The 25,172-nt window shown below is 46.1% G+C and carries 19 protein-coding genes; 12 read left to right on the forward strand and 7 right to left on the reverse strand.

The annotated features are described in order from the left end of the window. Positions 1 to 43: 43 nt before the first annotated feature. Positions 44 to 952: a ThuA domain-containing protein gene (locus RDN79_RS04975; RefSeq protein ID WP_298553698.1), complete on the forward strand. Its 909-nt coding sequence runs from the start codon at positions 44 to 46 to the stop codon at positions 950 to 952. A 61-nt stretch (positions 953 to 1,013) separates the two neighbouring features. On the opposite strand, the gene cysK is transcribed toward RDN79_RS04975, so the two are convergent. From cysK to RDN79_RS05000, 5 genes are all read right to left on the reverse strand, one after another. Then, positions 1,014 to 1,961, reverse strand: a complete 948-nt coding sequence (gene cysK, locus RDN79_RS04980) for a cysteine synthase A (protein ID WP_298553701.1) — start codon at positions 1,959 to 1,961, stop codon at positions 1,014 to 1,016. Positions 1,962 to 1,994: 33 nt separating this feature from the next. Continuing rightward, complete coding sequence (locus RDN79_RS04985; RefSeq protein ID WP_298553704.1) at positions 1,995 to 3,122, reverse strand: isochorismate synthase; 1,128 nt, start codon at positions 3,120 to 3,122, stop codon at positions 1,995 to 1,997. Further along, a complete protein-coding gene (locus tag RDN79_RS04990; protein WP_298553707.1) occupies positions 3,119 to 4,351 on the reverse strand; it encodes a Cof-type HAD-IIB family hydrolase in 1,233 nt (410 codons plus the stop codon). Before RDN79_RS04990 ends, RDN79_RS04985 begins: the two co-directional genes overlap by 4 nt. Positions 4,352 to 4,471: 120 nt before the next feature. Further along, positions 4,472 to 5,497 (reverse strand): BF3164 family lipoprotein, encoded by a 1,026-nt coding sequence (locus RDN79_RS04995; protein ID WP_298553710.1) that lies wholly within the window; start codon positions 5,495 to 5,497, stop codon positions 4,472 to 4,474. A gap of 362 nt (positions 5,498 to 5,859) precedes the next feature. After that, positions 5,860 to 7,779 (reverse strand): AAA domain-containing protein, encoded by a 1,920-nt coding sequence (locus RDN79_RS05000; RefSeq protein WP_298553820.1) that lies wholly within the window; start codon positions 7,777 to 7,779, stop codon positions 5,860 to 5,862. 135 nt (positions 7,780 to 7,914) lie between these two features. On the opposite strand from RDN79_RS05000, the gene RDN79_RS05005 reads away from it, so the two are divergent. The 7 genes from RDN79_RS05005 (at position 7,915) to RDN79_RS05035 (ending at position 14,814) form a co-directional block, all read left to right on the forward strand. Next, positions 7,915 to 8,571, forward strand: coding sequence for a glycine zipper family protein (locus tag RDN79_RS05005; protein WP_298553712.1), 657 nt, complete (start codon positions 7,915 to 7,917; stop codon positions 8,569 to 8,571). A 293-nt stretch (positions 8,572 to 8,864) separates the two neighbouring features. Further along, on the forward strand, positions 8,865 to 9,575 hold the full coding sequence (locus RDN79_RS05010) for a hypothetical protein (protein WP_298553714.1): 711 nt from the start codon (positions 8,865 to 8,867) through the stop codon (positions 9,573 to 9,575). 11 nt (positions 9,576 to 9,586) lie between these two features. After that, a complete protein-coding gene (locus RDN79_RS05015) occupies positions 9,587 to 10,294 on the forward strand; it encodes a hypothetical protein (RefSeq protein ID WP_298553716.1) in 708 nt (235 codons plus the stop codon). A gap of 12 nt (positions 10,295 to 10,306) precedes the next feature. Next, a complete protein-coding gene (locus RDN79_RS05020; protein WP_298553719.1) occupies positions 10,307 to 10,672 on the forward strand; it encodes a hypothetical protein in 366 nt (121 codons plus the stop codon). Between the two features lie 161 nt (positions 10,673 to 10,833). Continuing rightward, positions 10,834 to 12,309, forward strand: coding sequence for a T9SS type A sorting domain-containing protein (locus RDN79_RS05025; RefSeq protein WP_298553722.1), 1,476 nt, complete (start codon positions 10,834 to 10,836; stop codon positions 12,307 to 12,309). Positions 12,310 to 12,455: 146 nt separating this feature from the next. After that, entirely contained in the window at positions 12,456 to 13,748 is a 1,293-nt protein-coding gene (locus RDN79_RS05030) for a serine dehydratase subunit alpha family protein (protein ID WP_298553726.1), read from the forward strand. A 10-nt stretch (positions 13,749 to 13,758) separates the two neighbouring features. Beyond that, complete coding sequence (locus RDN79_RS05035; RefSeq protein ID WP_298553728.1) at positions 13,759 to 14,814, forward strand: winged helix DNA-binding domain-containing protein; 1,056 nt, start codon at positions 13,759 to 13,761, stop codon at positions 14,812 to 14,814. A 282-nt stretch (positions 14,815 to 15,096) separates the two neighbouring features. On the opposite strand, the gene RDN79_RS05040 is transcribed toward RDN79_RS05035, so the two are convergent. Then, positions 15,097 to 16,023 carry a magnesium transporter CorA family protein gene (locus RDN79_RS05040; protein WP_298553732.1) on the reverse strand — a complete coding sequence of 309 codons (927 nt, stop codon included), beginning with the start codon at positions 16,021 to 16,023 and terminating at the stop codon, positions 15,097 to 15,099. Positions 16,024 to 16,334: 311 nt separating this feature from the next. Here RDN79_RS05040 and RDN79_RS05045 point away from each other — a divergent pair, with 311 nt between their 5' ends. Next, positions 16,335 to 17,504, forward strand: a complete 1,170-nt coding sequence (locus RDN79_RS05045) for an ATP-binding protein (RefSeq protein WP_298553735.1) — start codon at positions 16,335 to 16,337, stop codon at positions 17,502 to 17,504. 58 nt (positions 17,505 to 17,562) lie between these two features. Here the strand turns inward: RDN79_RS05045 and RDN79_RS05050 are convergent, their stop codons facing one another. Continuing rightward, positions 17,563 to 18,906 (reverse strand): MATE family efflux transporter, encoded by a 1,344-nt coding sequence (locus tag RDN79_RS05050; protein WP_298553738.1) that lies wholly within the window; start codon positions 18,904 to 18,906, stop codon positions 17,563 to 17,565. Between the two features lie 122 nt (positions 18,907 to 19,028). Between RDN79_RS05050 and RDN79_RS05055 the strand changes: the two genes are divergently transcribed. The 3 genes from RDN79_RS05055 (at position 19,029) to RDN79_RS05065 (ending at position 25,155) form a co-directional block, all read left to right on the forward strand. Continuing rightward, positions 19,029 to 19,967: a site-specific integrase gene (locus RDN79_RS05055; protein WP_298553741.1), complete on the forward strand. Its 939-nt coding sequence runs from the start codon at positions 19,029 to 19,031 to the stop codon at positions 19,965 to 19,967. Positions 19,968 to 20,417: 450 nt separating this feature from the next. Beyond that, positions 20,418 to 21,173 carry a DUF4469 domain-containing protein gene (locus tag RDN79_RS05060; RefSeq protein ID WP_298553744.1) on the forward strand — a complete coding sequence of 252 codons (756 nt, stop codon included), beginning with the start codon at positions 20,418 to 20,420 and terminating at the stop codon, positions 21,171 to 21,173. 202 nt (positions 21,174 to 21,375) lie between these two features. After that, positions 21,376 to 25,155, forward strand: coding sequence for a DUF6383 domain-containing protein (locus RDN79_RS05065; protein WP_298553749.1), 3,780 nt, complete (start codon positions 21,376 to 21,378; stop codon positions 25,153 to 25,155). The last annotated feature ends 17 nt before the right edge of the window (positions 25,156 to 25,172 follow it).

Genomic DNA, 25,172 nt, shown 5'->3' on the forward strand with positions numbered 1-25,172 from the left:
TTAGTACATTTGCTTCATACAAATCTTTAAACCATAGAATACCATGAGACATTTACATTTAGGAAAGCTGCTTTTCGTTGTCTTTTCCCTTTTGTTCGCTTGTACGGTTTCGGCGCGTAAACCGATTAAAACATTACTGATCACAGGACAAAACAACCATAACTGGCAGGTGAGCCACGTTGTGCTGAAGCAAATCCTGGAAAATTCCGGCCGTTTCGATGTGGACTTTGCCGTCTCTCCCGGACAGGGAAAGGATATGTCCGGCTTTGTGCTCGACTTCAGCCCTTACCAATTGGTCGTGCTGGACTATAACGGCGATTCGTGGCCGGAGGAGACGAACCGCCGCTTCCTGGAATATGTGCAGAACGGCGGCGGCGTTGTCATCTACCATGCGGCCGACAATGCTTTCTCCAAGTGGCCGGAGTTCAACAAGATCTGTGCCTTGGGGGGCTGGGAAGGACGTAATGAGAATTCCGGTCCGTATGTGTATTGGCAGGACGGCAAGCTGGTCAAGGACAGCTCGGCGGGTGTCGGCGGTTCGCATGGACGCCAGCACGAATATGTGTTGAACGGGCGTGACAAAGTGCATCCGATCATGAAAGGCCTGCCCTTGAAATGGCGCCATGCCAAAGACGAACTTTACGACCGTATGCGGGGTCCGGGCAATATCCGGGATATTTTGTACACGGCCTATTCGGATAAGGAAACCAATGGTTCCGGCCGTGAAGAGCCGCTGGTCTTTACTGTCGATTACGGGAATGCCCGCATCTTCCATACGATGCTTGGTCATGCCGGCGCTACTCCGGAAGATAATATCGCGATGCAGTGTACAGGCTTCCAGGTGCTTTTGCTTCGCGGCGCCGAATGGGCGGCAACCGGAAAAGTGACCCAGAAAGTCCCCAAAGACTTCCCGACGGAGACGACTTGTTCTTATCGGAAAGATTATAAGTGATGGTTACTTTTGGCTTGATCCAAAAGTAATCAAAAGATCAAGCCAAAAGTAACAGATAAGTTTATAAAGGGTATTCCTCGAACGCGTACAACGCCGTAGACAAATACCTCTCGCCCGTATCCGGCAATAATGCCACAATCGTTTTCCCTTCGTTCTCCGGGAGCCGGGCCAGTTGCAGGGCGGCATATACGGCTGCGCCGGAAGAGATGCCGACCAGCAGGCCTTCCTTTTGCGCCAGTTCGCGCGATGTGCGGATGGCGTCGTCTCCTTCTACCCGGATGATTTCGTCCACCACCGAGCCGTCGTAGGTTTTAGGGATGAAGCCTGCGCCGATCCCCTGTATCTTGTGCGGTCCGGGCTTGCCGCCTGAGAGCACTGCCGAGTCGGCCGGCTCCACAGCCACGATCTTGACATCCGGGTTGTGTGCTTTCAGTCCCTTGCCAACGCCGCTGACCGTACCGCCTGTTCCGACTCCTGCGACGAAGATGTCGACTTTGCCGTCCGTGTCGCGCCAGATTTCCTGTGTGGTTGTTTTGGCATGGCGGGCAGGGTTTGCTGGGTTTTCAAACTGTTGCAGGATGATGGAGCCGGGTGTCTCGTCGCGCAATGCTTCCGCTTTGGCGATAGCGCCTTTCATCCCTTCCGCTCCGGGAGTGAGGACCAGGTTGGCTCCTAATGCTTTCAGCAGGTTGCGACGTTCAAGGCTCATGGTTTCGGGCATTGTCAGTACCAATTTATACCCTTTGGCGGCCGAGACGAAAGCCAACCCCACGCCGGTGTTTCCGCTGGTCGGCTCTATGATTGTCGCTCCCGGTTCCAGCAAGCCCTTTTCTTCCGCGTCTTCGATCATGGCCAATGCGATGCGGTCTTTTACGCTGCCTGCCGGGTTGAAGTATTCCAGCTTTCCGATTACTTTCGCTTTCAGTCCTTTACTTGCGTTGAAGTTTGAGAACTCCAACAGCGGTGTGTTGCCGACGAGGTCGGTCAGTTTTTTTGCTATGGATGACATGTGAATTATAAATTAAGAATTAAAAATTAAGAATTAAAAATTATGAATCAGTTGCTTCATTGTTTGCATTTTTGCTTCTGTTTCCAGCCATTCGCTCTCTGTTTCCGAAGAGGCGAGAATGCCTCCGCCTGCATATAGAACAAACGCGTCGGCAAGGATGTTCATGCAGCGTAAGTTGACATACAGGTCGCTCTTCCCTTCGGGGGCCAGCCAGCCGATGAAGCCCGAATAGTAGCTCCGGTCGTAGCCTTCGTTCTCCCGGATAAAACGATACGTCTCCTCTTTGGGCAGCCCGCAGACGGCAGGCGTGGGATGGAGTCGTTTCAGCAGGTCGCCGAGTTTCTTATTGTCGGGCAGAGGGAAGCAGAAGTCGCTTTTCAGATGCGATAGTTCGCCGGCGCGTACCGGGGCCGGCGGGGTTTCTGTCGGTCTGATGCCTAATGCTTGCAGTTGCTTGCGGATGTAAAAGGCCACATATTCCTGCTCTTCCCTGTTTTTGTCGTCCCATTCTGTCGGCAGTTCCCCGTTTTGGAGCGGTTGCGTGCCGGCAAGGGCGACCGTATGCCATTCTCCTTTCTCGCCGGAGAGGATGATTTCGGGCGTACAGCCCAGCCACGTGCCTGTCGCGGGAGTATGGCAGAGATAAACATACGAATATTTGTACCGTCCGGTTGCCTTGAGGAAAGCGGCGGCAGGGGAGAAGTCCGCTTTGCCTGCCGGAATCGTTTGGCTGCGTGACAGCACGAGCTTCTCGAATTGTTTTCGGCGCAACGGTTCGATGAAGGAATTGAAACGGCGGCTGTAATCTTCCTTCGGGTTCTCTTTGCATGAGACGTTTGTTACATGAGCGTGAAACGTTTGATCCATGAGCATGAAACTTTTGTCCCGTGGGCATGGAGCGTCTTTCTCCTCGTCGAGCGGAAGTTCCTGTATGTCGGGCCGGATCAGTACGATCGGATGCCGTTTGCTGACATGGAACGGGGCAACGACGAAACCGCTCTGTCCGTCCAGCTCTTCGATGTTATAGAGAAGACGTGCAGAACCGGAGGCCTGCATGGCGAAACGGGAGGATTCTCCCGGTATCCGCCAGAGTGCAAAACTCCGGTCCTGTTTGATGAATGTATCGACAGCGTTGCAAACCTTTGATTCGTCTGGTGTCATTTCTTTTTTAATATACTGTTGACTACACGGATGGACGATACCAATTTGTCTGTGGATGTGAACACGTCGACGTTCCAAACGTGCGAAGAGCGTCCTTTGTGGATGATGGTTCCGACGGCGCGAACGGTATCTCCTTCGTGGGCGGATGACATGTGGTTGCCGCTGACCTGCATGCCGACCACGATTTCGTCCGGCTTGGCGAGGATCATCGATCCCAATCCCGCAACCGTTTCGGCCAGTGCGAGCGTCGCCCCGCCGTGCAGGATGCCGAACGGCTGGCGGGTACGTTCGTCTACCGGCATGGTGGCTTCCACGCGGTCTTCGGAGGCGTAGGTGTACTGGATGCCGAGGTTACCCATCAGAGCGTGTCGGGCACGCATATTCAACTGGTCGAGCGGTACTTCCGTCGGACGTATCTCGGCCAGGATTGCCCGTTCGACGGCTATGGCCACGCCGTCCTCTTCGTTGGTAAGCGTCGTTTTATCCACACAGGCCTTCACCGAATCTTCCGCGTTTCCCATCGCGATCCCGACACCGGCAAGTTGCAACATGGTCACGTCGCAGACGCCGTCGCCGATGGCGATCACTTCTTCCGGCAATACGGACAGTTTGGTCATCAGCACGCCTAATGTGTTTCCCTTGTCGATGAACTGGGGAACGACTTCCAGGAAATAAGGTTCCGACCGGAATGCCTCGAACACACCGTCGAGACGTTTCTTCCAATGATTTTCCAAGCCGACCAACGATTCCTTGTCGTCACTCGCCAGCATGCATTTGCAGGGTGAGAAATCGACGGCTTCGGCAAAGTTGTCGACGCCGATCACCTGCATGTTGTTCAGGTTGGCTTCTTGGATGACATACTTGTTATCCGGTTTGTCCGTCAGGATGAAATCTTTGTGATAGGTGAAGATGGCAAAGTCGTTTTTCTTCGCTTTCTTCTCAAAATAGGGAATCCATTCCGGATCGATACGTTTCTCGAATAATAGCTCGCCGGTCTGCACGTTGATGATCTGACCGCCGTTGTAAGAAAGAATGTAACCTCCGTAATGATTCAGTTCCAGCTTTTCAGCGATGGGCATGACTCCGTTAGTCGGTCTTCCTGATGCCAATACAATATGTACCCCCATTTGCTGTACCTTCAGAAGGGCAGCGTGGGTACGGGGACTGATCTCTTTCTGGTTGTTGAGCAGCGTCCCGTCTACGTCGAGAACTAATAATTTATACTTCATGGCCTCTCTGTATTTTTTGTTAATGATACAAATATACGGAATTTTTGAAAAATGAATAAATAGAATCTGTTTCTATTTGAATGTTTGTTCTTGAGTTTGATTGCTGAGAGTGATTTTCTTTTATGGTATATCCTTTAGGCTTAAATATCCGAATTGTATATCATCATTGCAGGCTAAAATAAGTCTGTTGTTAGATTCGTCATAACAAAAATTTGTAATATGATATTCTGTTTCTAATGTAAATAAGTAATCTCCGGATAAATCGAAAACTAAAAATTGAGTAGCTGTGTTTCCTATTAATCCTTTTGCCGGGTGGTTGATTATTCCAGCATTATTAAGATATAGAGCGAAAATCTTATCCCCTACAATACGTACAGGTCGATAGTATTCTTTGCGACCTTTTTGATTTTCTTTCCAGTCATACCCTCCATATATGTTATATTTGAGAGTTCCATCAATAGAACAAATAGACATTAAATCTTGTCCTTGATAACATTCAACATAAATCTCTTTTTGGGGAGATACATCAAAGTATACGCGTTTGTTATTTACATAAGGATGAGTATAAGGCATAGTTTTAAATTCTCTATTGAGTGTGTTTTGTGTTCCAACTGATACGCTGTAATTAGAGGTGCCATTAGGGGTTAAAATCAATCCCATTTTTGTTATAGTATCAATATATTGGTAATAATGTAAAAGTTTCTCTCCGATAATCTTGCTTTTTTTTGATGGAGTATAAAGATTATTATAAAGTAAACTGTCTAAATTGTAATAATATATTTCTTGTTTACCTAAGTCTGTGAGTTCTATTTCTCTGAGCATTTCATTAATCCCAACATATCCAAGACGTGTTATTTCATCGGGACCGGCTCCGGTATAAGCAAAACTTTTAATATGATGAAAATTATTTTTATCGAAAATGTGGATGCATTCGTCATACGCTTTGAAGTCTGCTATGAGAAGAAAGTCTGAAATTAAATAAGGCTTGGAAATTGAACTGAAAAGAATGCTATCAATCTTTATTTCCTTTATTCTATTTTTAATATTAATGATATTATCTCTTTTTATTTGTATTTTGTCTGTCTTTGTCTGTTTATTACAACAAACAAATAATATGATAAATAATATATAGAATATGTGTTTCATTTTGTCCTTTTCATATGAATGCCATAAATTTAATAACTTTTTTTGAATAACAAATTTTTTCTTGAAGAATATAAAATATTGTATTCCCTGTCTTTCTCGAAAAAGTTTTGCCGGGAGGCATTTTGTGCCGTTTTTGGGGGTAGGAAGAGGCGATGCTGACTTTGCAAAAAAATACAATATCCCCCTTGAAAATGGCGATTTTGTATAGTTGTTTGATTTACAATAGTCTGTGAAAATAGTAGTTTGTTAAAAAATATTACCCTTGCGTGCAATTTGAATTAAATGGGGTATAAATTCGAAATAGATGCGGTAGTAGTTTCGATTTGGACTAATGTCTTTTTTATGAATATGACAATAAGGGGTCATGGCGGAGGAAGGGGATGAACTTCTACCACCTGTCCGTTCAGCCGGATATACTCATATAGTTCTTTGTAGAAGGCATGCCGTGTCAGTGTCGGGGCGTCTCCCAAGATCATCAGTTTCATGCGGGCGCGGGTGATGGCGACGTTCATGCGGCGCAGGTCGCCGAGGAAACCGATTTGTCCTTTGTCGTTGGCGCGTACGAGGCTGATCATGATCACGTCGCGCTCCTGTCCCTGGAAGCCGTCTACGGTGTGGACGGTTATCAGGCGGCGGAAGGGTTTGAAGAAAGCGTTGCGCTTGATCAGTCCGCGGATATACTGAACCTGCGATTTGTAAGGCGAGATCAGGCCGAAGTCGATGCTTTCGTCCAGGACCCGCTCTTTGCCGATCTTTTCGATATACTTCTGCAATGTCGAGACAAGCAATGCCGCTTCATCCTTGTTGATACGGCTCATGCTGTCGGTGAGCCGGTCTTCCTCAAAATGGCAATCCGCCGTGTCGAGCCAGACGACAGGCGTATCGAATTCCAGGATGCCGCGATGCTTGACTTCCGGTGCGGATTGCAGCTCGTCATGGTAGAACCAGCGGGAAGGGAAGCGCATGATGTCCTCGTTCATCCGGTACTGTGTTTTCAAAAGCGAGACGGTTTCGGGTTTCCGGTCGGTTATTTTTTGCATCAAGGTGTGATCCAAGCCGCCGCGTGCCGCTTCCATACATTTGATAGTAGGAGGGAGTTGGTGATGGTCGCCCGCCAAAATGACCCGGTCCGCTTTGCCGATCGCAATCCAGCAGGCGGCTTCGAGCGCTTGGGCGGCCTCGTCGATAAAGAGAGTCGTGAAGTTACGGTTGGTCAGCACCCGGTTGACAGATCCGACCAGCGTGCAGGCTACGACACGCGCCTCGTCGAACAGTTCCGTGTCGATCTTCACTTCCAGTTCCGTTGCCCTGAAACGGAGGCGGGAGAGGCGGTTGCGGATTGTTTCTTTCTCACTGTGGCTCTTTTTGCGGAGGTTGGATTGTATTTCGCGTATCGCCTTGCGGATTCCCCATAGTTCGGCATAGTCGGGATGCGACTCGAAACGCCGTTCGTATGTGAAGGAAAGCATCTTGTCGTTTACCCGCGTCGGGTTGCCGATACGCAGGACGTGGATGCCGCGATCGACCAGTTTTTCGGATATCCAGTCTACGGCCGTATTACTTTGGGCACAGACCATTACCTGGTTCTCCCGGTGCAAAGTCTCATAGATCGCTTCAACCAAAGTGGTCGTTTTGCCGGTTCCGGGAGGACCGTGCACGATAGCCACATCTTTTGCCGCCAATACGTGGTTGACCGCCTCCTCCTGCGACAGGTTCAGCCAGGGAAAGCGCACGGGGAAAAGCGTGCGCCGGGCGACGGGGATTTTGCCTAACAAGACGTCCCGCAGGTAAGCCAGCCGGTTCCCTTTCGCCTGGATAACGGCAGACAGGGCGTTGAACATCGTCTTGTAGCTGGTCTCGTCGAAATAAAGCTGGACGCCGATCTCGCCTGCCTTTTGCAGGTCGAACAGTGCGGCGGGTGAAGGAAGCACGACAACCATCCGGTCGTCTTCCACATAACTGATGACAGCCGGGAAATTCAAATATCCGGGTTTTCCGCTTCCGTTTGTCGTGAAGAAGCAGACCGGACGGCCATATTCGAAATTGTGTTCGATCTCCTTGTCCTCCCGCCGTTCGACTTCGACGACGAGCTGGTTCAGGGAATTATAGTAGCTCTTCCCCGGTACGACAGGATACCAGCAAAGCCCTTGTTGGATGCGGCGGTGTATGCCGGCCCGTTCGGTTTGCTGGCGGTACATCTCTTTTTCATATTCGAATTCTTTTTGCAGAAGATCGTACTGGTGTTGTAATTCTGCTGCCGGAGTCTTGAATTGAGTTGCCATCATTCTTTGTTTAATCGGGCGCAAACTTACATAAAAAAACGCAATCGGATAGGGGTTTTTCTCCTTTCCGTTGTCATTAAGTCAAACGGATGACTATCTTTGTTTATTAATTTGGAAGGATTAAAATAGCTGAGTATGAAAAATAAAATTCTATGCGTGATTATGTCTTTGTTAATTCTGACGGGATGCGGGTCGATGAAGAATATGAGCCGGGAAGACCGGGCAGGCGTAGGAGCCCAGATCGGCGCCTTTGTCGGGTGGCTTTTCGGCGGAGCGGTCGGAAATGCCATAGACGATGATATCGGGGGTGACATAGGGGCGTTTGTCGGGACGGCGGTCGGAGGAATCGCCGGTGCGCAGATTGCTGCAAATACAGGCGACGAGGTAAGAGTGGAGAAGAGGAATCCGGGAAATTATACGCCGTCCTCGCATGTTTTGCTTCCTGATTTGCAGATCGAAGACATCCTGCTGGAAGAGGACAGCGTCACCCGCGATAACAAGATCAATGCAGGCGAAACCTGCCGTATCTCCCTCGTGATCGTGAACAACAGCTTTCAGGATGCTTTGGACGTGGAACCGATAGTGAAAGTTGAGAAAGGAAAGCATCTGAAACTCTCCGAACCGGTCAAGATAGCTAAAATCACCCGCGACGACCGTATCACCTATAACGTCACGGTGCAGGCCTCCCCGAAGTTGCGTACGGGCGAAGTTGTGTTCAGCGTCCGCCTGAAAGAGGGGCGTGGCAATGGCACGGAGGAGGAGACGTTCACGGTCGGGACGCTGGGCGACTGACTGCATACGATTTGTACCAACGGATATTTGAGGAAATACTACAATAGGACCGGAGATGGCAGGAGGTTTGATTTGTTTTTCATTACAAAAAATAATATATTATATTGCGAAGTAGAATATATTATTTATATTTGTCATATATTGTTCAACCTTAAATAAAAGGACGGAATAAGGAAGGAGGATTATTATTCGTCTATTAGTCTGAAGCAAAAGAATCGGGGGATCCGGTGTGATTTCGTGCGGACGTAAGTCCTGATGTTCGCTTGATGTGTTAACTAAAAAAATAAAAATATATGAATCAAAAAAAAATCAAACGAAGGTTGTTTCCTCTTTTACTATTTTTTATTGTCTTCTTCCCACTCTTGTCTTTCGGTCAAGCGGAGAAAGCGCGTTTTTTAGATAAATGGTCGATCGGTGGCGGTTATAATTTCTTGCATCGATCGAAAAGACCATTTGATGAGAGTACTATTGAATTGTCGGTCAAATATCGGTTAACCAATAGGCATTCATTCTATTTGACCTTCCCTCTTTATTTCGAAAATCATAAACGCGAGCAAGGGGATTTCCAATTGGTCGTATTTGATGATCCTTGGCTATATCGTATTTGGGGAACGGCTTTAGGGTATAATTATACGGTTTTTGGCAGGAAAGGTTTTTCCGTGTTTATCGGAATCGGTTTTGATTTTAAGAGGAACTATAGGCAATATAAAGATTATCATTATGTGGATGACAATCAAGAGAACAAAATAGAAGATCATGATCTACGTGAGTATCAAAATAATGCTTATGGCGTGTCTCCTCAAGCCGGCCTTTCTTATCGGTATGGTCATTTGGGTTGTGATTTGAAATATACATTCTCTGCTATGTTGGATATGTATAAACAAGATATTATTCTTAGCAACGGGGATAGATACCATGCCGATTTAAATCCCCGTTTTGACAAATATATCAAATCTTACCGAAGCCTGCATGGCTTGTCTCTTAGTCTGTTTTATTATTTTTAAATTGTAGTATTATGAGAAGATTATTTAAACGAAGGTCTTTGTCCATTTTATTGTTTGTTGCTTGCTTCTTCCCACTCTTGTCTTTCGGTCAAGCGGAGAAAGCGCGTTTTTTAGATAAATGGTCGATCGGTGGCGGTTATAATTTCTTGCATCGATCGAAAAGACCATTTGATGAGAGTACTATTGAATTGTCGGTCAAATATCGGTTAACCAATAGGCATTCATTCTATTTGACCTTCCCTCTTTATTTCGAAAATCATAAACGCGAGCAAGGGGATTTCCAATTGGTCGTATTTGATGATCCTTGGCTATATCGTATTTGGGGAACGGCTTTAGGGTATAATTATACGGTTTTTGGCAGGAAAGGTTTTTCCGTGTTTATCGGAATCGGTTTTGATTTTAAGAGGAACTATAGGCAATATAAAGATTATCATTATGTGGATGACAATCAAGAGAACAAAATAGAAGATCATGATCTACGTGAGTATCAAAATAATGCTTATGGCGTGTCTCCTCAAGCCGGCCTTTCTTATCGGTATGGTCATTTGGGTTGTGATTTGAAATATACATTCTCTGCTATGTTGGATATGTATAAACAAGATATTATTCTTAGCAACGGGGATAGATACCATGCCGATTTAAATCCCCGTTTTGACAAATATATCAAATCTTACCGAAGCCTGCATGGCTTGTCTCTTAGTCTGTTTTATTACTTTTAAAAATTTAATATTATGAGAACATTGATTTTTATTTTAGCAATATGGAGCAATATTACCTTCATGGTTCAAGCACAGGAACTTAAAGAAAAGGGAGAGCATAAAGATTTTGTTTTGCCTGGTACAAAAATAGACTATACCCTTGCAGATCCAGAAGGAGGAACGATAAAAAACATAGAATGGACGGTTACCGGAGGTTCTTTCAATGAGTTGTCTGATGTTACATCTATCAAATATAGTAAGGAAAAGGAGATGACTGTATATTGGAGGAATCCGAAAGCTACAGGTACAAACGCTCCACAAGGGACTATCAGTGCAAAGATTGATTATACCGTAGGTAATACTGATTACAATGCGGAAAAAAACTTGTTCAAAAAATAAAAAGTTACAATGGAGTAACGCCTCCTCCTATCAGAATAAAAAGTGGAAAGAAAACAATTCCGTTGGGAACGGAGTCATTTGTGGTAGAATTGACAAGTGTTTTTAATTTGCCGTATATTATTGATAATAAAAATGTTAAAGTAGATAACCTTGAATGGATAATGCCTAAATCCTGGTATGGAAATGATACTGTAATTAAGAATACAGCTTCTTCTATCTCTGTTACTCCCGACTATTTTACCGACGGAATGATAAAGGTAAGAGGCATAAATCCCGAATATGAGAAAGACAAGACTGCTTTTTCGTCTATCACCGTCAAGCGGGAATTCAACTATTCCGCTTATCCGGCTACGATTCAATATGGCGTGTCACAGACATTCACCTATACGGTGCCTGCCGTATCTGGCGTGGCTTACGAATGGTCGGTGCCATCCGGATGGACGATTGTTTCGGGGGCAAACACCAATTCTATCCGTGTGACGAAAAGCCCGTGCGCCACAAGTGCTGATGTGAAGGTTCGGTTAAAAAACGGAAACAAATATTCGGGGTGGTTCATGGCTCCCAACACGACGGTTCTGCCACCGAACCTGACGATACCGTCCATCGAGCAATTCCGTGACATCAGTATATCCGTCGATATACCGAGTGACAAGATCGAATCGTTTACGATCACGGGGACCGGAGTTTCCATTGCCGGAGGGAAGGGAACAAATACGTTGGTGTGCCGGTTTGACAATGTCGGGAGTCAGGAAATAAATATCTCTCTGAAACTGAAAGAGTGTGGAAGCTCTTATACGTTGAAAAAGACGGTTGATGTTTCGAAGATACAATTGGAAATTACCGGTCTCGACGGAATATGTCCGTCCAGCCAAACATATAATTATTCTATTTCGGACTTGCCGGCAGGAGCAACGGTATCTTGGAGTTGCGGAAACCATATAAGCATAGTCGGCAGTTCGTCCGGTAATAATTGCAGTGTTAAAGGAACTTCCGGAGGAGGAAGCGCCATATTTGCACATGTGACTGTAAGGGGAGTGACTGTCCGGATCGACAAGGATGTTGTTGTCTCGACTCCGTTAAACGATCCGTATGCCAAAGTCTCGATAGATTATTCCAAGGAAAGCAATAATAAATTGATGTTGATTGCCAAATTGTCTCAAATATATGGCGTCTTAGGATTTATTTGGAATGCCACTCCTATAGGGACAGGCAACAGCTATAGTACGCAAACCGGACCATCCGGTGATTATTGGACTATCCCGAATGGAAATTATAATATTGAATTAAGAGTGATTACTCATTGTGGGTTATTATTACAGACAAGAGCGGTTTACGGAGTAGGTTCTTATGCTTTTTCCGTTTATCCGAATCCGGCCGACCGAACTTTGTTTGTCGATGTTGCAGAACCGGAGAAAACCATCAGTGCGGATGAGGCTGTATGGGCTCCTAAAACGGCATCCACCTCGTATGAACTGCGTTTGTTCAATTTCCAAGGTCTCCTTGTCCGCAATTTGCGTATGACGGACCGGCAAGTGTCGATTGATGTTTCCGGGTTGCCCGGTGGCAATTATTTCTTACATATTTTTCGTGATGGTGTGGCGGAACCGGAGGTTCATAAAGTCATAGTCTCTCATTGATGTTTTAAGAGCGATCTGAAACCGGATTGTTTTTTGAAGGAGTCATAATCCTATTGGTTGGGCAGTAATTTCCATAAATGACTGTCCAATCTATCTAATTAATCGTTACCTTTGTCCGTATAAAGTCAAAAATATCGATCTATATCATGGATAAAACAACTCAAACACAAATCATCAAACTTATACATCAGGAAGTGATTCCCGCTATCGGCTGTACGGAACCGGTTGCGGTCGCATTGGCAGCCGCCAAGGCTGCCGAGGTTTTAGGCTGCAAGCCGGAGAAGACGGAAGTATTCCTGAGTGCCAATATCCTGAAGAATGCGATGGGCGTCGGAATACCCGGAACCGGAATGGTCGGGTTGCCGATAGCGATCGCTTTGGGTACGCTGATCGGCAAGTCCGCATACGGCCTTGAAGTCTTGCGCGACCTGACACCGGAAGCGCTCGCCGAAGGAAAGCAGGTGATCGAAGATAAACGGATTCATATCGCTTTAAAGGAAAATGTCGACAAACTCTATATCGAAGTGATTTGTTCGGCCGGAAATGAAACTTCGCGGGTGATGATCTGCCATGAACATACGAATATCGTGTATGTGGAGAAGAATGGCGCTGTCCTGACAGACCGGAGGAAAGAAGGGGCTGCCTGCGATGCTTCGGACGATGAAGACGAACTGAGGCTCTCTTTCTCTACCGTGTATGAGTTTGCGATGGAAATGCCGCTCGACGAGATCCGTTTTATCCTGGAGACTGCCGATCTGAACCGGAAAGCGGCCGAGGCTTCCCTGAAGGGGAACTTCGGGCATACGGTCAGCAAGACCGTTTCCGGCGCATACGGACGTAAATATATGGGCGATTCTGCCTATACCCACATGTTGGCTATGACGGCTGCCGCCTGCGATGCCCGCATGGATGGCGCCATGATACCGGTGATGAGTAACTCCGGTAGCGGCAACCAGGGGATTGCCGCGACGCTTCCCGTCCTTTCTTTTGCCGAAGACATCGAATGTACGGAAGAACAGTTGATCCGCGCCCTGATGCTAAGCCATCTGATGGTCATCTATATCAAACAGAGCTTAGGACGCCTGTCCGCTCTTTGCGGTTGCGTGGTGGCCGCTACGGGAGCCAGTTGCGGCATCACCTATCTGATGGGGGGCGATAAGGTGCAGATTTCCTATGCGATCAAGAATATGATCGGCAACATCACCGGCATGATCTGCGACGGGGCTAAACCCAGTTGCGCCATGAAAGTTTCCAGCGGCGTTTCGACCGCGATGTTGTCCGCGCTGATGGCAATGGAAAACAAGGTGGTGACTCCGGTCGAAGGCATTATCGATGAGGATGTCGACAAGTCGATCATCAACCTGACTTCCATCGGTTCCAAAGGTATGGAAGCCACCGATAAGCTGGTGTTGGATATCATGACCGGAAAATCCTGCTGACAATAAGAATATGCTGACCGATATCCGCCTGTTAAGCCAGCAATTGGCAAAACCCCGGTTCAAGAGTCCGAAGGAAGTGGTTGCCTGGATGGGAGCTATCCAGGCACAGGAATATGCAATGGCGAAATGGGCGGTCGGAACCCGCTTGAAATCGTCATCGTTGCAGGCGGTGGACGATGCGCTTGCAAAGGGGGAAATCCTGCGTACCCATATATTACGACCGACCTGGCATTTCATCGCAGCAGAGGATATCCGCTGGATGTTGCAATTGTCGGGAGGCCGTATACGGACGGCTTTCGATTCTTATGCCAAAAGCCGGAAGATGGAGATAACCGGAAGTTTCTATGCGAAAGGTTGCAGACTGCTGGAACAATTGTTGGGTGGGAACAAGAGCCTGACAAAACAGGAGTTGACGGATGAGTTCGGCCGGGCAGGGGTCGAGGCAGACAATCACTTGATACATTATTTCCTGGTCCGTGCCGAAACGGATGGCCTTATATGCAGCGGGGTGGATAAGAACAGGAAGCCGACCTATGCTTTGTTGGAAGAACGTGTGCCTCCGGTGAAAGAACTCCTTCGGGAAGAGGCACTTGCCCGGTTGGCTACCTTGTATTTCCAAAGCCATTCTCCGGCGACGTTGCCCGATTTTGTCTGGTGGTCCGGTTTGACGACGGCTGAGGCGCGGCAAGCGGTTGCTTTGATTGAAGGTGATCTGCTTGCCGAAAAGTTTGATTCGGAAACCTTTTATCTGCATACAACCTGTGACCAGAAGGCCCGTTGCCGGAAAGTGCTGCATCTGTTGCCTTCGTATGATGAATATCTGATCAGTTATAAAGACCGGACGACCGTTATGCTACGTGAACATCATCCTAAGGCATTCAATACGTACGGCATCTTTTACCCCGTGATCCTGTATAATGGCCGTATCGTCGGCAACTGGAAAAAAGATCCGAAGAAGAAAGTACTTGCTGTCGAAACTTCTTTGTTCGATGAATCCTTCGATCTCCCGGAAGATTTGCTGAAAAAGGCTGTCGATTATTATTGCTCTTTCCACATCAAAAAGTAGGAATTCCACAACCGGTTGTGGAATTTTTACACACTGTCCCCAATTTGTTCCACACTTTCCCGATTCCTTTTATATTATGTGTCGTTTTTATAACCGTGTATATCAGTATCTTATTTATAAATACATCCCGTTTTTCATTTCTGGCACGTCCTTTGCAACTTATTTATCAGAATTAGATATTATCCTTCCCAAGATATTGTTTTCTGATTAAATATTTGATTAGAAAAAACTTATCGATTTTAAATCCGCTTCGCCTGTGAAGGTAAAGCGGATTTTTTATGTTTAGAACCATTTTATCTTCTTGAAAATAAAGAACGATAAGGCCGACAATGTGATAGAGACAATGACGATGACGGCAAAACCGTATGGCATGTTCTCACCATAGATCGGGACGTTCATACCGTAGAAGCTGGCGATGAGGGTGGGAACCATCAGGATGATGGAGATGGAGGTCATGCGTTTCATGATGGTATTCACGTTGTTGGAGATGATGGAGGCGAACGCGTCCATCGTGCCGGTCAGGATGTCGCTATAGATATTGACTGTGAGGTGCGCCTGCTTCAACTCGGTTTCCACGTCTTCCACCAGCTCGTTGTCCATATAAACCGGTTCTTGGAAGATGCTTTGAAGCTTGGTGAGCATCACTTCATTGCCACGGATGGAAGTATTGAAGTAAACCATGCTCTTCTCCAACTTCATCAGGCGAAGCAGGTCTTCGTTCCGAATGCTTTTTTCCAAAGCTTTTTCGGCATGCGCCACCTCGTTGTTGATTTGTTTCAGATATTTCAGGAACCATACGGCGGACGAATGGATCAGCCGCAGGATCAGGTCGTATTTATGACGTACGACAATCTCTTTACGGCGTGTGTAGCGGATAAAGTCCGGTATCAGTTCCGTCTTATAATAGCAAACGGATATGATGATTTCATTGTTTGTCATAATCCCTAAAGGGATAGTCGTGAAAGGAATACCTTGTTCCTGGCTCTGCACCGGGATTCGAATGATAGTCAATAACCAATTCCCTTCATATTCGATACGCGGGCGTTCGTCCGTATCGGCAATATCGCTTAAAAAAGATTCGGGAACATTGAATTGGTTTGTCAGGTAATGGATATCCTCCGGTGTGGGACATTCTACATTGATCCAGCTGTTTGGAAGCCACTGGTCTTTTTCCACAAAGCCGGCTTCACAATAAAGAAAAGTTCTCATTATTGCCTCCTTTCGTTTTTTTGTCAACGTACAGAGGCCTTGCTGTTTTTACCCCTGCGCGTTACGTGTTACTTACTGTTTCTGTTTCTCGCGGAATACTGTCGTCCATAATTTATCATTACTTTTTACGGCTGCAAAGATAGAAAAATCCGGCAAGAGTCAAATCTCTTGGAATAGATGTTTTGACTGTTTCATCCTCTTGTTATGTAGATATTATACGAAATTGCACTGTGAGAGTGCAATTTTATATACCATTTTGCACTATCAAAGTGCAAAATGGCTATCTTTGTCTGAGACAAGAAATAAAGATCATGGATAAACTTCAAGAGCATTTTAGTAAACTGTTGCAAGAGACTACAACCGGTTTTCATCGTTATATGTATTTCCGGATCAACTGGAAGAACCGGATGATTGGTTTGACCGGTCCGCGAGGGGTTGGCAAGACAACGCTAATCCTGCAATATATCAAAGAAGAATTGGATAGGAATGTTTCTTTATATGTCACAGCCGAAGATTTTTATTTTGCCAGCCATAAATTGATAGACTTAGCTGATAGTTTCGTAAAGTTGGGAGGAAAGTATCTGTTTATAGATGAAATTCATAAATATAAAGACTGGTCTAAAGAACTTAAATTGATTTATGACTATCATCCTGAACTGAATGTCGTTTTCACAGGTTCTTCTGTATTAGACATCAATAAAGGTGTATCTGATTTGAGCCGCAGGGCTGTTATGTATCAAATGCAGGGTCTGTCTTTTCGGGAATATCTGAAATTGTTTCATAATATCGATATCGATATATATACGTTGTCGGATATTCTTCAACATAAAGTGATTTTGCCGGAAGGTTTTCGTCCGTTCACATTCTTTTCGGATTATCTGAAACGAGGATATTATCCTTTTGCCTTGGATGAAGATTTTGATTTGCGGTTACAGCAAATAATAAATCAAACACTTGAATCCGATATCCCGCTGTTTGCGGATTTGAATGTTTCTACAGGGCGTAAGTTGAAACAACTGTTAGCCATTATCGCTAAAAGTGTCCCGTTTAAGCCGAATATGAGCAGCATTGCCATGATGCTGGGAGCAAGCCGGAACAGCATCGCTGATTATTGCCTCTATATCGAAGAAGCCGAGTTGATTGTACAGCTGCGGGATGCGACGGGGGGAATCCGTGGTTTGGGAAAGGTTGATAAAATTTATCTTGACAATACGAATCTGATTTATTGTTTAGGTCGTGATGCTTCTGATGTCGGTAATATCCGTGAGACTTTCTTTTTAAACCAAATGCGTGTCAGGCATGATGTAATAGTTTCCCCGGTTTCTGATTTCTTGATTGATGATCTCACGTTTGAGGTAGGGGGTAGAAATAAGAAACAAAAGCAACTGCAGGGTTTGGACAATGGTTTCATTGTGAAAGATGATATCGAAACCGGCTATATGAATGTAATCCCTTTGTGGCAATTCGGCTTGGAGTATTAACATCCTTCTGACCGATAGCCGTTCTATCTGTTATCCTGTTATGTCTGTTCCTTTTTTGTCAGGCCCGTAAGGCTGCATATTTGCGGTAGCGGTAATAAGCGATGCCGGCCAAGTCGGCCAGGAACCAACCGATAGGAATAGACCACCAAATACCGGTGACCCCGATAGAAGGAATGGAGGCCAGCCAGTAAGAAAGAACGACACGTGTGCCTAAAGACAGAACAGTGAGCACGACGGACATTCCCGGCATACGGACGGCACGGTAATAACCGTAAAGGAGAAACAAGATACCGATACCTGAATAGAAAGTCCCTTCGATGCGTAGGTATTCTACTCCGATGCGAAGTATCTCGGTTTCATCCGGACGGACGAAAATAAGCATCAACGGCTTGGCAAAAAAGAAAACCAACAGCGAGATGACAAGGGAAAAGACGATCGTTATAAGAAATGCGCTGCGTACTCCCCGGCGTATGCGATCTCCTTTCCGCGCCCCGAAATTCTGGGCGACAAAAGTGGAAAAAGCATTCCCGAATTCCTGAACGGGCATATAGGCGAAAGAGTCGATCTTGACTGCCGCGGCGAATGCTGCCATGACAGCCGTGCCAAAACTATTTACCAACCCTTGCACCATCAATATACCGAAGTTCATCACAGATTGTTGGATGCAAGTCAGTGTGGAGAAGGAAGTGATTTCTTTCAGGCTGGAACGGTCGAAGCGCATATCCTCCCGGTGCAACCGCAGTTCGGGACGTTTCTTGTAAGTATATAACAGAATGCCGGATGCTGCCGCTCCTTGTGCGACGACCGTTGCGACCGCTGCTCCTTCGATACCCCGGTCCAGGATGAGGATAAGGAACAAATCAAGCCCGATATTCAAAACAACCGATACGGCCAGAAACCATAGAGGTGTCACGGAATCGCCCACGGCGCGAAGCAATGCCGCATAAAAATTATACAGGAAAGTAAAAGCTATCCCCCAGAAAATGATCCATAGATAGCCGTGCATCAACGGATAAACATCACTGGGAACTTGCAACCATCGCAAAATCGGATCGAGCCAGAAAAACGCCGCCCCATTCAACAAGACGGTCACCGTGCCGATCAACAGGAAAGAAACATAGACGCTACGTCGCAGGGCAGGCAAGTTGCCGGCTCCGTATTGCAGCGAGAAAACCGTACCGCTCCCCATCGACAACCCCAGCAGGATAGAGATCAGGAAAACCATCAGGGTATAGGCGGAACCGACCGCGGCCAACGCATTTGCACCGATACATTGTCCCACGATCAGCGTATCGGCTATGTTATAGCATTGTTGCAAAAGCGACCCTGCCAGCATCGGCAATGTGAATTGTAGCAGGGTGGTGGTTATGCCTCCTTGTGTAAGGTCTCCTTTCCGTAACATTATCAGCTCTTTTTATCCATATAATTTTGTATGAATTTGCAAAAGTACGAATTTAATCAGATAACCATTCCTTCGGGTATCCTGTTGTATATTTACCTTTTTTAAAAAGAGGTGATTAGCTTATGGAAAAGAATGATTTTTATGAATTGATGCGGGAGCAAGAAAAGAAGAAGCGGGAGGCTGGTGCAGAGAGTACCGCTGACCTGTACCGGGCGGTGCGGAACCGCTTTTTACGTTTCTGCGGGAAGGAAACTTTTTCGTTTAAGGAATTAAGGCCCCTGCAAGTGACCGATTTTATGTCTTCCCTGAGAAATGAAGGCTTGCGTGTGAATACGGTAAACAGTTATATTAGTTGTTTCCGGTCCATGTATAACAAGATTTGCCGGAAAGCCCGTTATAAACCGAAGATACATCCGTTCGAAGGAATCCGGTTAAAGCGGGAAGAGACCGTGAAACGTGCCGTGACGGTGAAGGTAATGGAGATGATGGCCCGTCTGGATTATAAAGACTGTCCGGAACAAGCCCAGGCGGCGGGGCTTGCCCTGTTTAGTTTTATGGCTTGCGGGATGCCTTTTGTTGATTTGGTGCATCTGACGAAAGATAATATTCAGAAAGGAGGACGTATTTTGACTTATCATCGGCAGAAGACAGGAACGCTGATACAGATTCAGATCAGCACCAGCATGAAGTATCTGATCGACCGCTATGCGGATATACGCTCTCCTTATCTTTTTCCGCTGTTGTCGAAGGAAACCAATCATGAGCAGTATAAAGCATTGCTTGCCGAATACAACCGGCAGTTGAAAAAGATCGGCGAACGCTTGCGGCTGCCTGTTCCGCTGACGAGCTACGTTTTCCGGCATACCTGGGCTTCGGAAGCCTACCGCCAACATGTAGCCGTGAATGTAATCAGCCAGGCATTGGGGCATACTTCCGAGAAAATGACTCATCATTATCTGGCAAGACTTGACCCGCGTGAGATCGGAAATGCGAATGAATTAGTAATAAATAAAGTGGAAAAATTGATAAGAAAGGAGAAAATACCCTTATTTATGATATAAGGGAAATCGGCTGCTTTTCGATTTATATACAGCTTTTTATGATTTGTGAATACCCCTTGTATCATTGAATACGTGGCAAAGGTCATAATAAAAAATATGAAAAGCAAGTTAATTCCAGGAATTTAAAAAAATAATCAAAACCCCCTTGACAATAATTCAACCAATGTCAGCCTAATCGCCTGTTTGATAGTACCCTTCTTTTTTACAGGCATAAGACGGATCGGGACTGTCTTGCTTTTAATAATCCTTAGATTAAGGATATGAAATAAAAATACCCTAATCTTTAAAATATTACATCAAAGTCAGTACGATATACCCTGTTCTTAGAAATTACTTTTCTCGGATAGAGACCTGAAAGCACTCATTTCACCTTATATCATAAATAAGGGTATGAAACAAATGTATTGGTATTTCCCGCCTCACCAACGGGCAACTTAAATTTAGAATATTATGGCTACCGAAAAAACGATCTTGTCTGTAGACTTGTACGACAACGTCCTGACCGAAGCTCCCGGCGATTACACCGGAAAAGTGAATATCACCGGCACGGTCCACAACGAGAACATTGCCAAAGACATCGTGGCTGAACGTACTGAGTTCCGTTATGAAACCATTCTCATGATCCTTGGCCTTGCCGACCAAAAGAAGATTCAAGCTATCCTCGGTGGCAAAAGCGTTGTCGACGGGGTAGGCCAGTGGTTGCTCAACACCTACGGCGGGTATAGTGGCGAAAAGCCTGTCTTCGATCCTGAGAAGAACGGCTTCGGCATCACTTACACGCCTGGTCGCGAACTCATCAAAGGCCTGAAAAATCTCACTGCTAAGTTGCACATGGCAACGACCGGTCCGGTGATCAACAACATCACTGACTCGGCTACCGGCAAAGTAAACCAGGTACTGACATCCGGTAAACCTGCCGTTATCGACGGCAACACTCTTTTGTTAAAAGGTAACGATCCTTCCGTAGGTGTTTACTTCACTCCCGATACCGCAGACGGCAAGCCTCAGAAAGTTGATCTGGTGGTCACTAACACCACATCGCAGATCATCATCTCGATCCCCGACCTGGCCGACGGCTCTTACTATTTAAGTATTACGACGCAGGCCGGTGGCAACTACTCGATAGTAAAGGAACCGCGTACCTATCGTTTCCCGATCCTACTCACGGTGGGTGGAGGCGAAGAGGAACGCCCCGGTGAACTCTAACCTGTCCGGGGGCATCCGCCACTCTCGCATTAGAGTGGCCATGTACTCCCGTACGAGAGGGGTGGCACCCTCTAACGTTAGAGTGGCACATGCCCCTGGCATTGGAGGGGTGGTGTACTCTCGTACGAGAGGGGTAGTCCCATGTAATAAATGTTAAAGATTTATTTCAATATTAATAACTCACTTTTAAAATGAAAAGCTTATGAAGCGAAAATTACACTTTTTGCTTGCCGTCGGAATAGGGCTGACGGCAAGTGTCGGTTGGCTGCATGCAGAAACAGCAACCGGTGGGAAACTACATTCAAGTAGTTCCGCGATGACCTTTAAAACCGGAGCCAAAGACACTCTCTTTGCGAATGGAAATCCTATTAGAATCGAACTGCAAAAAGGAAGTACGACAGAACTCGATTCAATAAAAGTTTCAGTCTTAAATGCCGCAAAAGACGGAACAACAGCGGATTACTTTACCTGTAAAAATGATGCGAAACTGGTTGTGATAGGAGGTAAATGCAGCGCGGAAGCAGAGACTTCTTATATCGAAATGATCAGCGGTAAACTGAGTGACATTTTCGGTGGCGGCTTCGGGTACGGCACGACAACGGCAGGCACGATTGCCAAAGTCGGAACCGCCACGCTGAAGATCAGCGGAGGTGAAATCACGAATAAGATACTTGGCAGCGGAGGCATGTACTCTTTTACCGACTCGGTTTATATGGAAATATCCGGTACTGCAAAGGTTTCGGGTTATGCTTTTGCCGGTCCGTTTGCGAATGCCGGTAGATGTGGTAATACGAGTGCTACTACTTATGAATCGTCCAATTGTAAGACGCGTACTGCCTATTTTAAAACGGGGAAAGTGGAAATCAACAACTTAGCTATAGGCGGCGGAGAAAGTTATTCCCATTTAAAGAACGTTAGGGCTGAACTTAACGGAACTAAGATCCATGAGTTTAGTGCGGCCGGATCAAATGGTTGGTCGGATAGTATCAATATAGTGGCAACCGGCTGTATCTTTGAAAAAGGCGACATACAGGAATCTACATCCGGACAGGGTGATAATAATGCAAGCGTAATATCGGGAACTGTCAGAACCCGCATTGAAAGTCTTTTGAATGTGACCTTTGATAACTGTACATTCCCGGCTGATGCCAACCAGCATTACAGCCTTGGGGCGGTGGATGCTTGGGGAACTTCAGGGTCAAATGAAGCGAGTGCCCCTTATCTGAAAGGGAAAGTCAACTATACGTTTAAAGGGGATAACCTTCCTGTCTTTAACGTGGGATTCGGCCTTGACGATGCCGACCTTACCGTCACTGGAGCTAAGGTGAAGATTGCCGCAGCACAAAGGGGAAACAGCACTAAAGATAGTACATTCACTATTGCAGCAGCTAAAACCTGGACTTTCAACAACGGTCTGTCTATTGAAAAAGGGGCAACCTTGACAAAGACAGGGACTTTGGTCTATGCAGGCTCTCTTGAAGCCAATGTCTCAACTGCCGATGAATTGAAAGCGGCTGTTGCGGTAGAGGCCGATATTGTTAATCTGGCGGATACGACATATGTGATTTCAGATAGCTTATTAATAAAAAAGAGCATCGCTTTGCAGGGGACGGACACGGCAAAATGTATCGTAAAAGGTAAATGGGTGATTACTCCTTCAGATATGGTAGACGTTACACTTTCCAGTCTGAAATTGACTGAATCGGCCACTGCTGCGGATAGTGCAGCCATCATTAATATCGATCAGCCAAAAGTCCACCTTACATTAGATAATGTGAAGGTAGATATGCAGACTGTAGGACATCGTAAGGGTGATCTTTACAAAGGAGAACATGCAGCAATTAAAATCGCACCAACAGTGACTTCCTCAACAGTTGAATTAAATAACTCAAAGATCCAGTTGGGGGCTAATAATCAGGTAGGTTTCTATAATGAAGGCGGTTCCTGCAATTTCATAATGGAAGGATCCGAAATAAGTGTTATACAAGGAAAAGCGCTGACAGGCGTGAATGCTATTCTTGCCATTGGCGCTGCCGGTGCGACTTATAATATTAATAACGCAACTTTGTCGGTTGGTGATAATTACTATTATGCAATTTGGATTAAATCTCCCGAACAACATTTCGTAATCAACAATTCCCAGGTTTATGGATGGGCTGCTTTCTATATGCAGGGGGCTTGGTATAGTGCAGATGGTGCCGACGGAATGACTTTGAAAGCAAGCCATTCTACTTTTGCGGGTGTTGGAAAAGAGGGGAGTTCCAATGGCTTTGGGGTTATTGTCTTTGAAGGTACTGAACGTTCAGTTGTTGAAATGGATAATTGTACTATTACGAGTAAAATCATAGATAATACAAAGGATTATGGATTTGTACCTCCTATCGTATTCCAGAAGGGGGGTGGAACGGGAGGCACTAAGCGTCCTTGCATGAAGCCAAGTGCCGATTGCTCCGTTTCATTAAAAAATTGTACCCTTCAGAATATGGCAGAAGCGACGACCTCTGTTTTTGTCTCTTATGAAAATGTACTTGAAAAAGAATCTAACGGGTATTTGGATTATAACAGGAATATAGTTTCGATTGATCCGAGCACTCGGTTCTTGAATGCAGACGGTTCGAAAAGCATCTTGATCCGGAATGGCGATACGCTCCGCAATGCGACCAAGACATTGCCGAATGCGTTAATTCAGTTTAGTAAGTCATATGGTGATAATAATGAAATAGTATCATCTTATAAAAAACCAGTCGCATATCCTGGTGACACTGTAATGGTTACGGATATATCGATGGTCTTGGCTGTGAAATCATTAAACGATTCGGTGCCGACTTTGTTTGCTGCGCCTACGACTGGAGGGTTGAAATATATTACAGCACCGGACAGCATTGTTATCAATTGTAAAGATGGCTATTTGGTGACAGGTGAGGAAACGGCTAAAGCCTTTGCCGCGAATACGAATCCGGATAAACTTGTTTTCTGGCTGAAACAAGATACCTCGGCTACTAATAATGATGTTATGTTTACCAAAGTAGCCGTCGGCAACCAGCGTCTTACGATTGCAGGTTCTGTTACGATTAACGATGCTAATAAAGCACGCTATAACAATCGCACGATCGCATTAGCCAAAGATGCCGATCTGACCGTCAATGTCCCATTGGTTCTTGACTCTGTTATCTTCCTGACCGACGCAGCCCGATTGACAACGACCCAGAATGTGACGGCAAACGTCTTGCAGTTGAACTACCTTGTGAAAGCAGGCAAATGGACGGCATTCGGATTCCCGAAAGGGGGCACGACAGGCGATCTGATCGTGAAGAAAAGCGGTGCTGACGAAGCGTTGAAGTTTGCCGCAGAAGATGCTGCCGATGGCATCTGGCAGGCAAATGTCTCGCTTGCTACCGGTGGATTACTGCCACAGATCAAGGTGAAAGAAACGAATCCGCAAGTCTTGGATTCCGCTTGTCTTATTGCTACTTCCGGACACGATAGCCTGATCGTCGTCACCTCTCCCGAACAGCAGACCGTGTCATTGTCTACGAAACCGGAAATCGGACAGCCTGTTCTTACAAAAGCAGAAGCCCAAGCCGCTTTCTCGTTTGTGGCAAACCCGAATACGCACCCGATCACATTGAACAAAACGGCTTATGTCTTGAATCCCGAAGGAACGAAGTTCGAACGGACGGATGGCGCTGAGATCCCGGCTTTCGGAAGCTATATCCTGGCAGATGCGGGCACGACCTCTACGTTACGTTCACTGAAGATTGGAGACACGCCGACCGGTAATGAGGTCATTGCTGTGGAAGGCTATTTCGTTCGGACCGGAAAGGGTACGATTATTATCCATACAGCAGAACCTGTACAGGTGACGGTTGTCGATATGTTAGGACGTGTTTACTTCAATGCCCGTGTGGCTTCGGACGGCTATCAGATCTCCGTTCCTGCCGGCATCTATGCGGTAAACAGACAAAAAGTAATCGTTAAATAACAAGTAAATCAAGAAGA

The organism is uncultured Parabacteroides sp. (assembly GCF_902493135.1).
In the GTDB taxonomy this organism is placed as follows: Bacteria; Bacteroidota; Bacteroidia; order Bacteroidales; family Tannerellaceae; genus Parabacteroides.

What these genes read in the sequence shown, in the direction of transcription:
- RDN79_RS05015 (WP_298553716.1), top strand. Translation starts at nt 9,587, where the DNA reads ATGAGAAGATTATTTAAACGAAGGTCTTTGTCCATTTTATTGTTTGTT.
- RDN79_RS04985 (WP_298553704.1), bottom strand. Translation starts at nt 3,122, where the DNA reads ATGACACCAGACGAATCAAAGGTTTGCAACGCTGTCGATACATTCATC.
- RDN79_RS05055 (WP_298553741.1), top strand. Translation starts at nt 19,029, where the DNA reads ATGGAAAAGAATGATTTTTATGAATTGATGCGGGAGCAAGAAAAGAAG.
- RDN79_RS04990 (WP_298553707.1), bottom strand. Translation starts at nt 4,351, where the DNA reads ATGAAGTATAAATTATTAGTTCTCGACGTAGACGGGACGCTGCTCAAC.
- RDN79_RS05040 (WP_298553732.1), bottom strand. Translation starts at nt 16,023, where the DNA reads ATGAGAACTTTTCTTTATTGTGAAGCCGGCTTTGTGGAAAAAGACCAG.
- RDN79_RS05005 (WP_298553712.1), top strand. Translation starts at nt 7,915, where the DNA reads ATGAAAAATAAAATTCTATGCGTGATTATGTCTTTGTTAATTCTGACG.
- RDN79_RS05065 (WP_298553749.1), top strand. Translation starts at nt 21,376, where the DNA reads ATGAAGCGAAAATTACACTTTTTGCTTGCCGTCGGAATAGGGCTGACG.
- RDN79_RS04975 (WP_298553698.1), top strand. Translation starts at nt 44, where the DNA reads ATGAGACATTTACATTTAGGAAAGCTGCTTTTCGTTGTCTTTTCCCTT.
- cysK (WP_298553701.1), bottom strand. Translation starts at nt 1,961, where the DNA reads ATGTCATCCATAGCAAAAAAACTGACCGACCTCGTCGGCAACACACCG.
- RDN79_RS05020 (WP_298553719.1), top strand. Translation starts at nt 10,307, where the DNA reads ATGAGAACATTGATTTTTATTTTAGCAATATGGAGCAATATTACCTTC.
- RDN79_RS05060 (WP_298553744.1), top strand. Translation starts at nt 20,418, where the DNA reads ATGGCTACCGAAAAAACGATCTTGTCTGTAGACTTGTACGACAACGTC.
- RDN79_RS05000 (WP_298553820.1), bottom strand. Translation starts at nt 7,779, where the DNA reads ATGGCAACTCAATTCAAGACTCCGGCAGCAGAATTACAACACCAGTAC.
- RDN79_RS05035 (WP_298553728.1), top strand. Translation starts at nt 13,759, where the DNA reads ATGCTGACCGATATCCGCCTGTTAAGCCAGCAATTGGCAAAACCCCGG.
- RDN79_RS05010 (WP_298553714.1), top strand. Translation starts at nt 8,865, where the DNA reads ATGAATCAAAAAAAAATCAAACGAAGGTTGTTTCCTCTTTTACTATTT.
- RDN79_RS05050 (WP_298553738.1), bottom strand. Translation starts at nt 18,906, where the DNA reads ATGTTACGGAAAGGAGACCTTACACAAGGAGGCATAACCACCACCCTG.
- RDN79_RS05030 (WP_298553726.1), top strand. Translation starts at nt 12,456, where the DNA reads ATGGATAAAACAACTCAAACACAAATCATCAAACTTATACATCAGGAA.
- RDN79_RS05045 (WP_298553735.1), top strand. Translation starts at nt 16,335, where the DNA reads ATGGATAAACTTCAAGAGCATTTTAGTAAACTGTTGCAAGAGACTACA.
- RDN79_RS05025 (WP_298553722.1), top strand. Translation starts at nt 10,834, where the DNA reads ATGCCTAAATCCTGGTATGGAAATGATACTGTAATTAAGAATACAGCT.
- RDN79_RS04995 (WP_298553710.1), bottom strand. Translation starts at nt 5,497, where the DNA reads ATGAAACACATATTCTATATATTATTTATCATATTATTTGTTTGTTGT.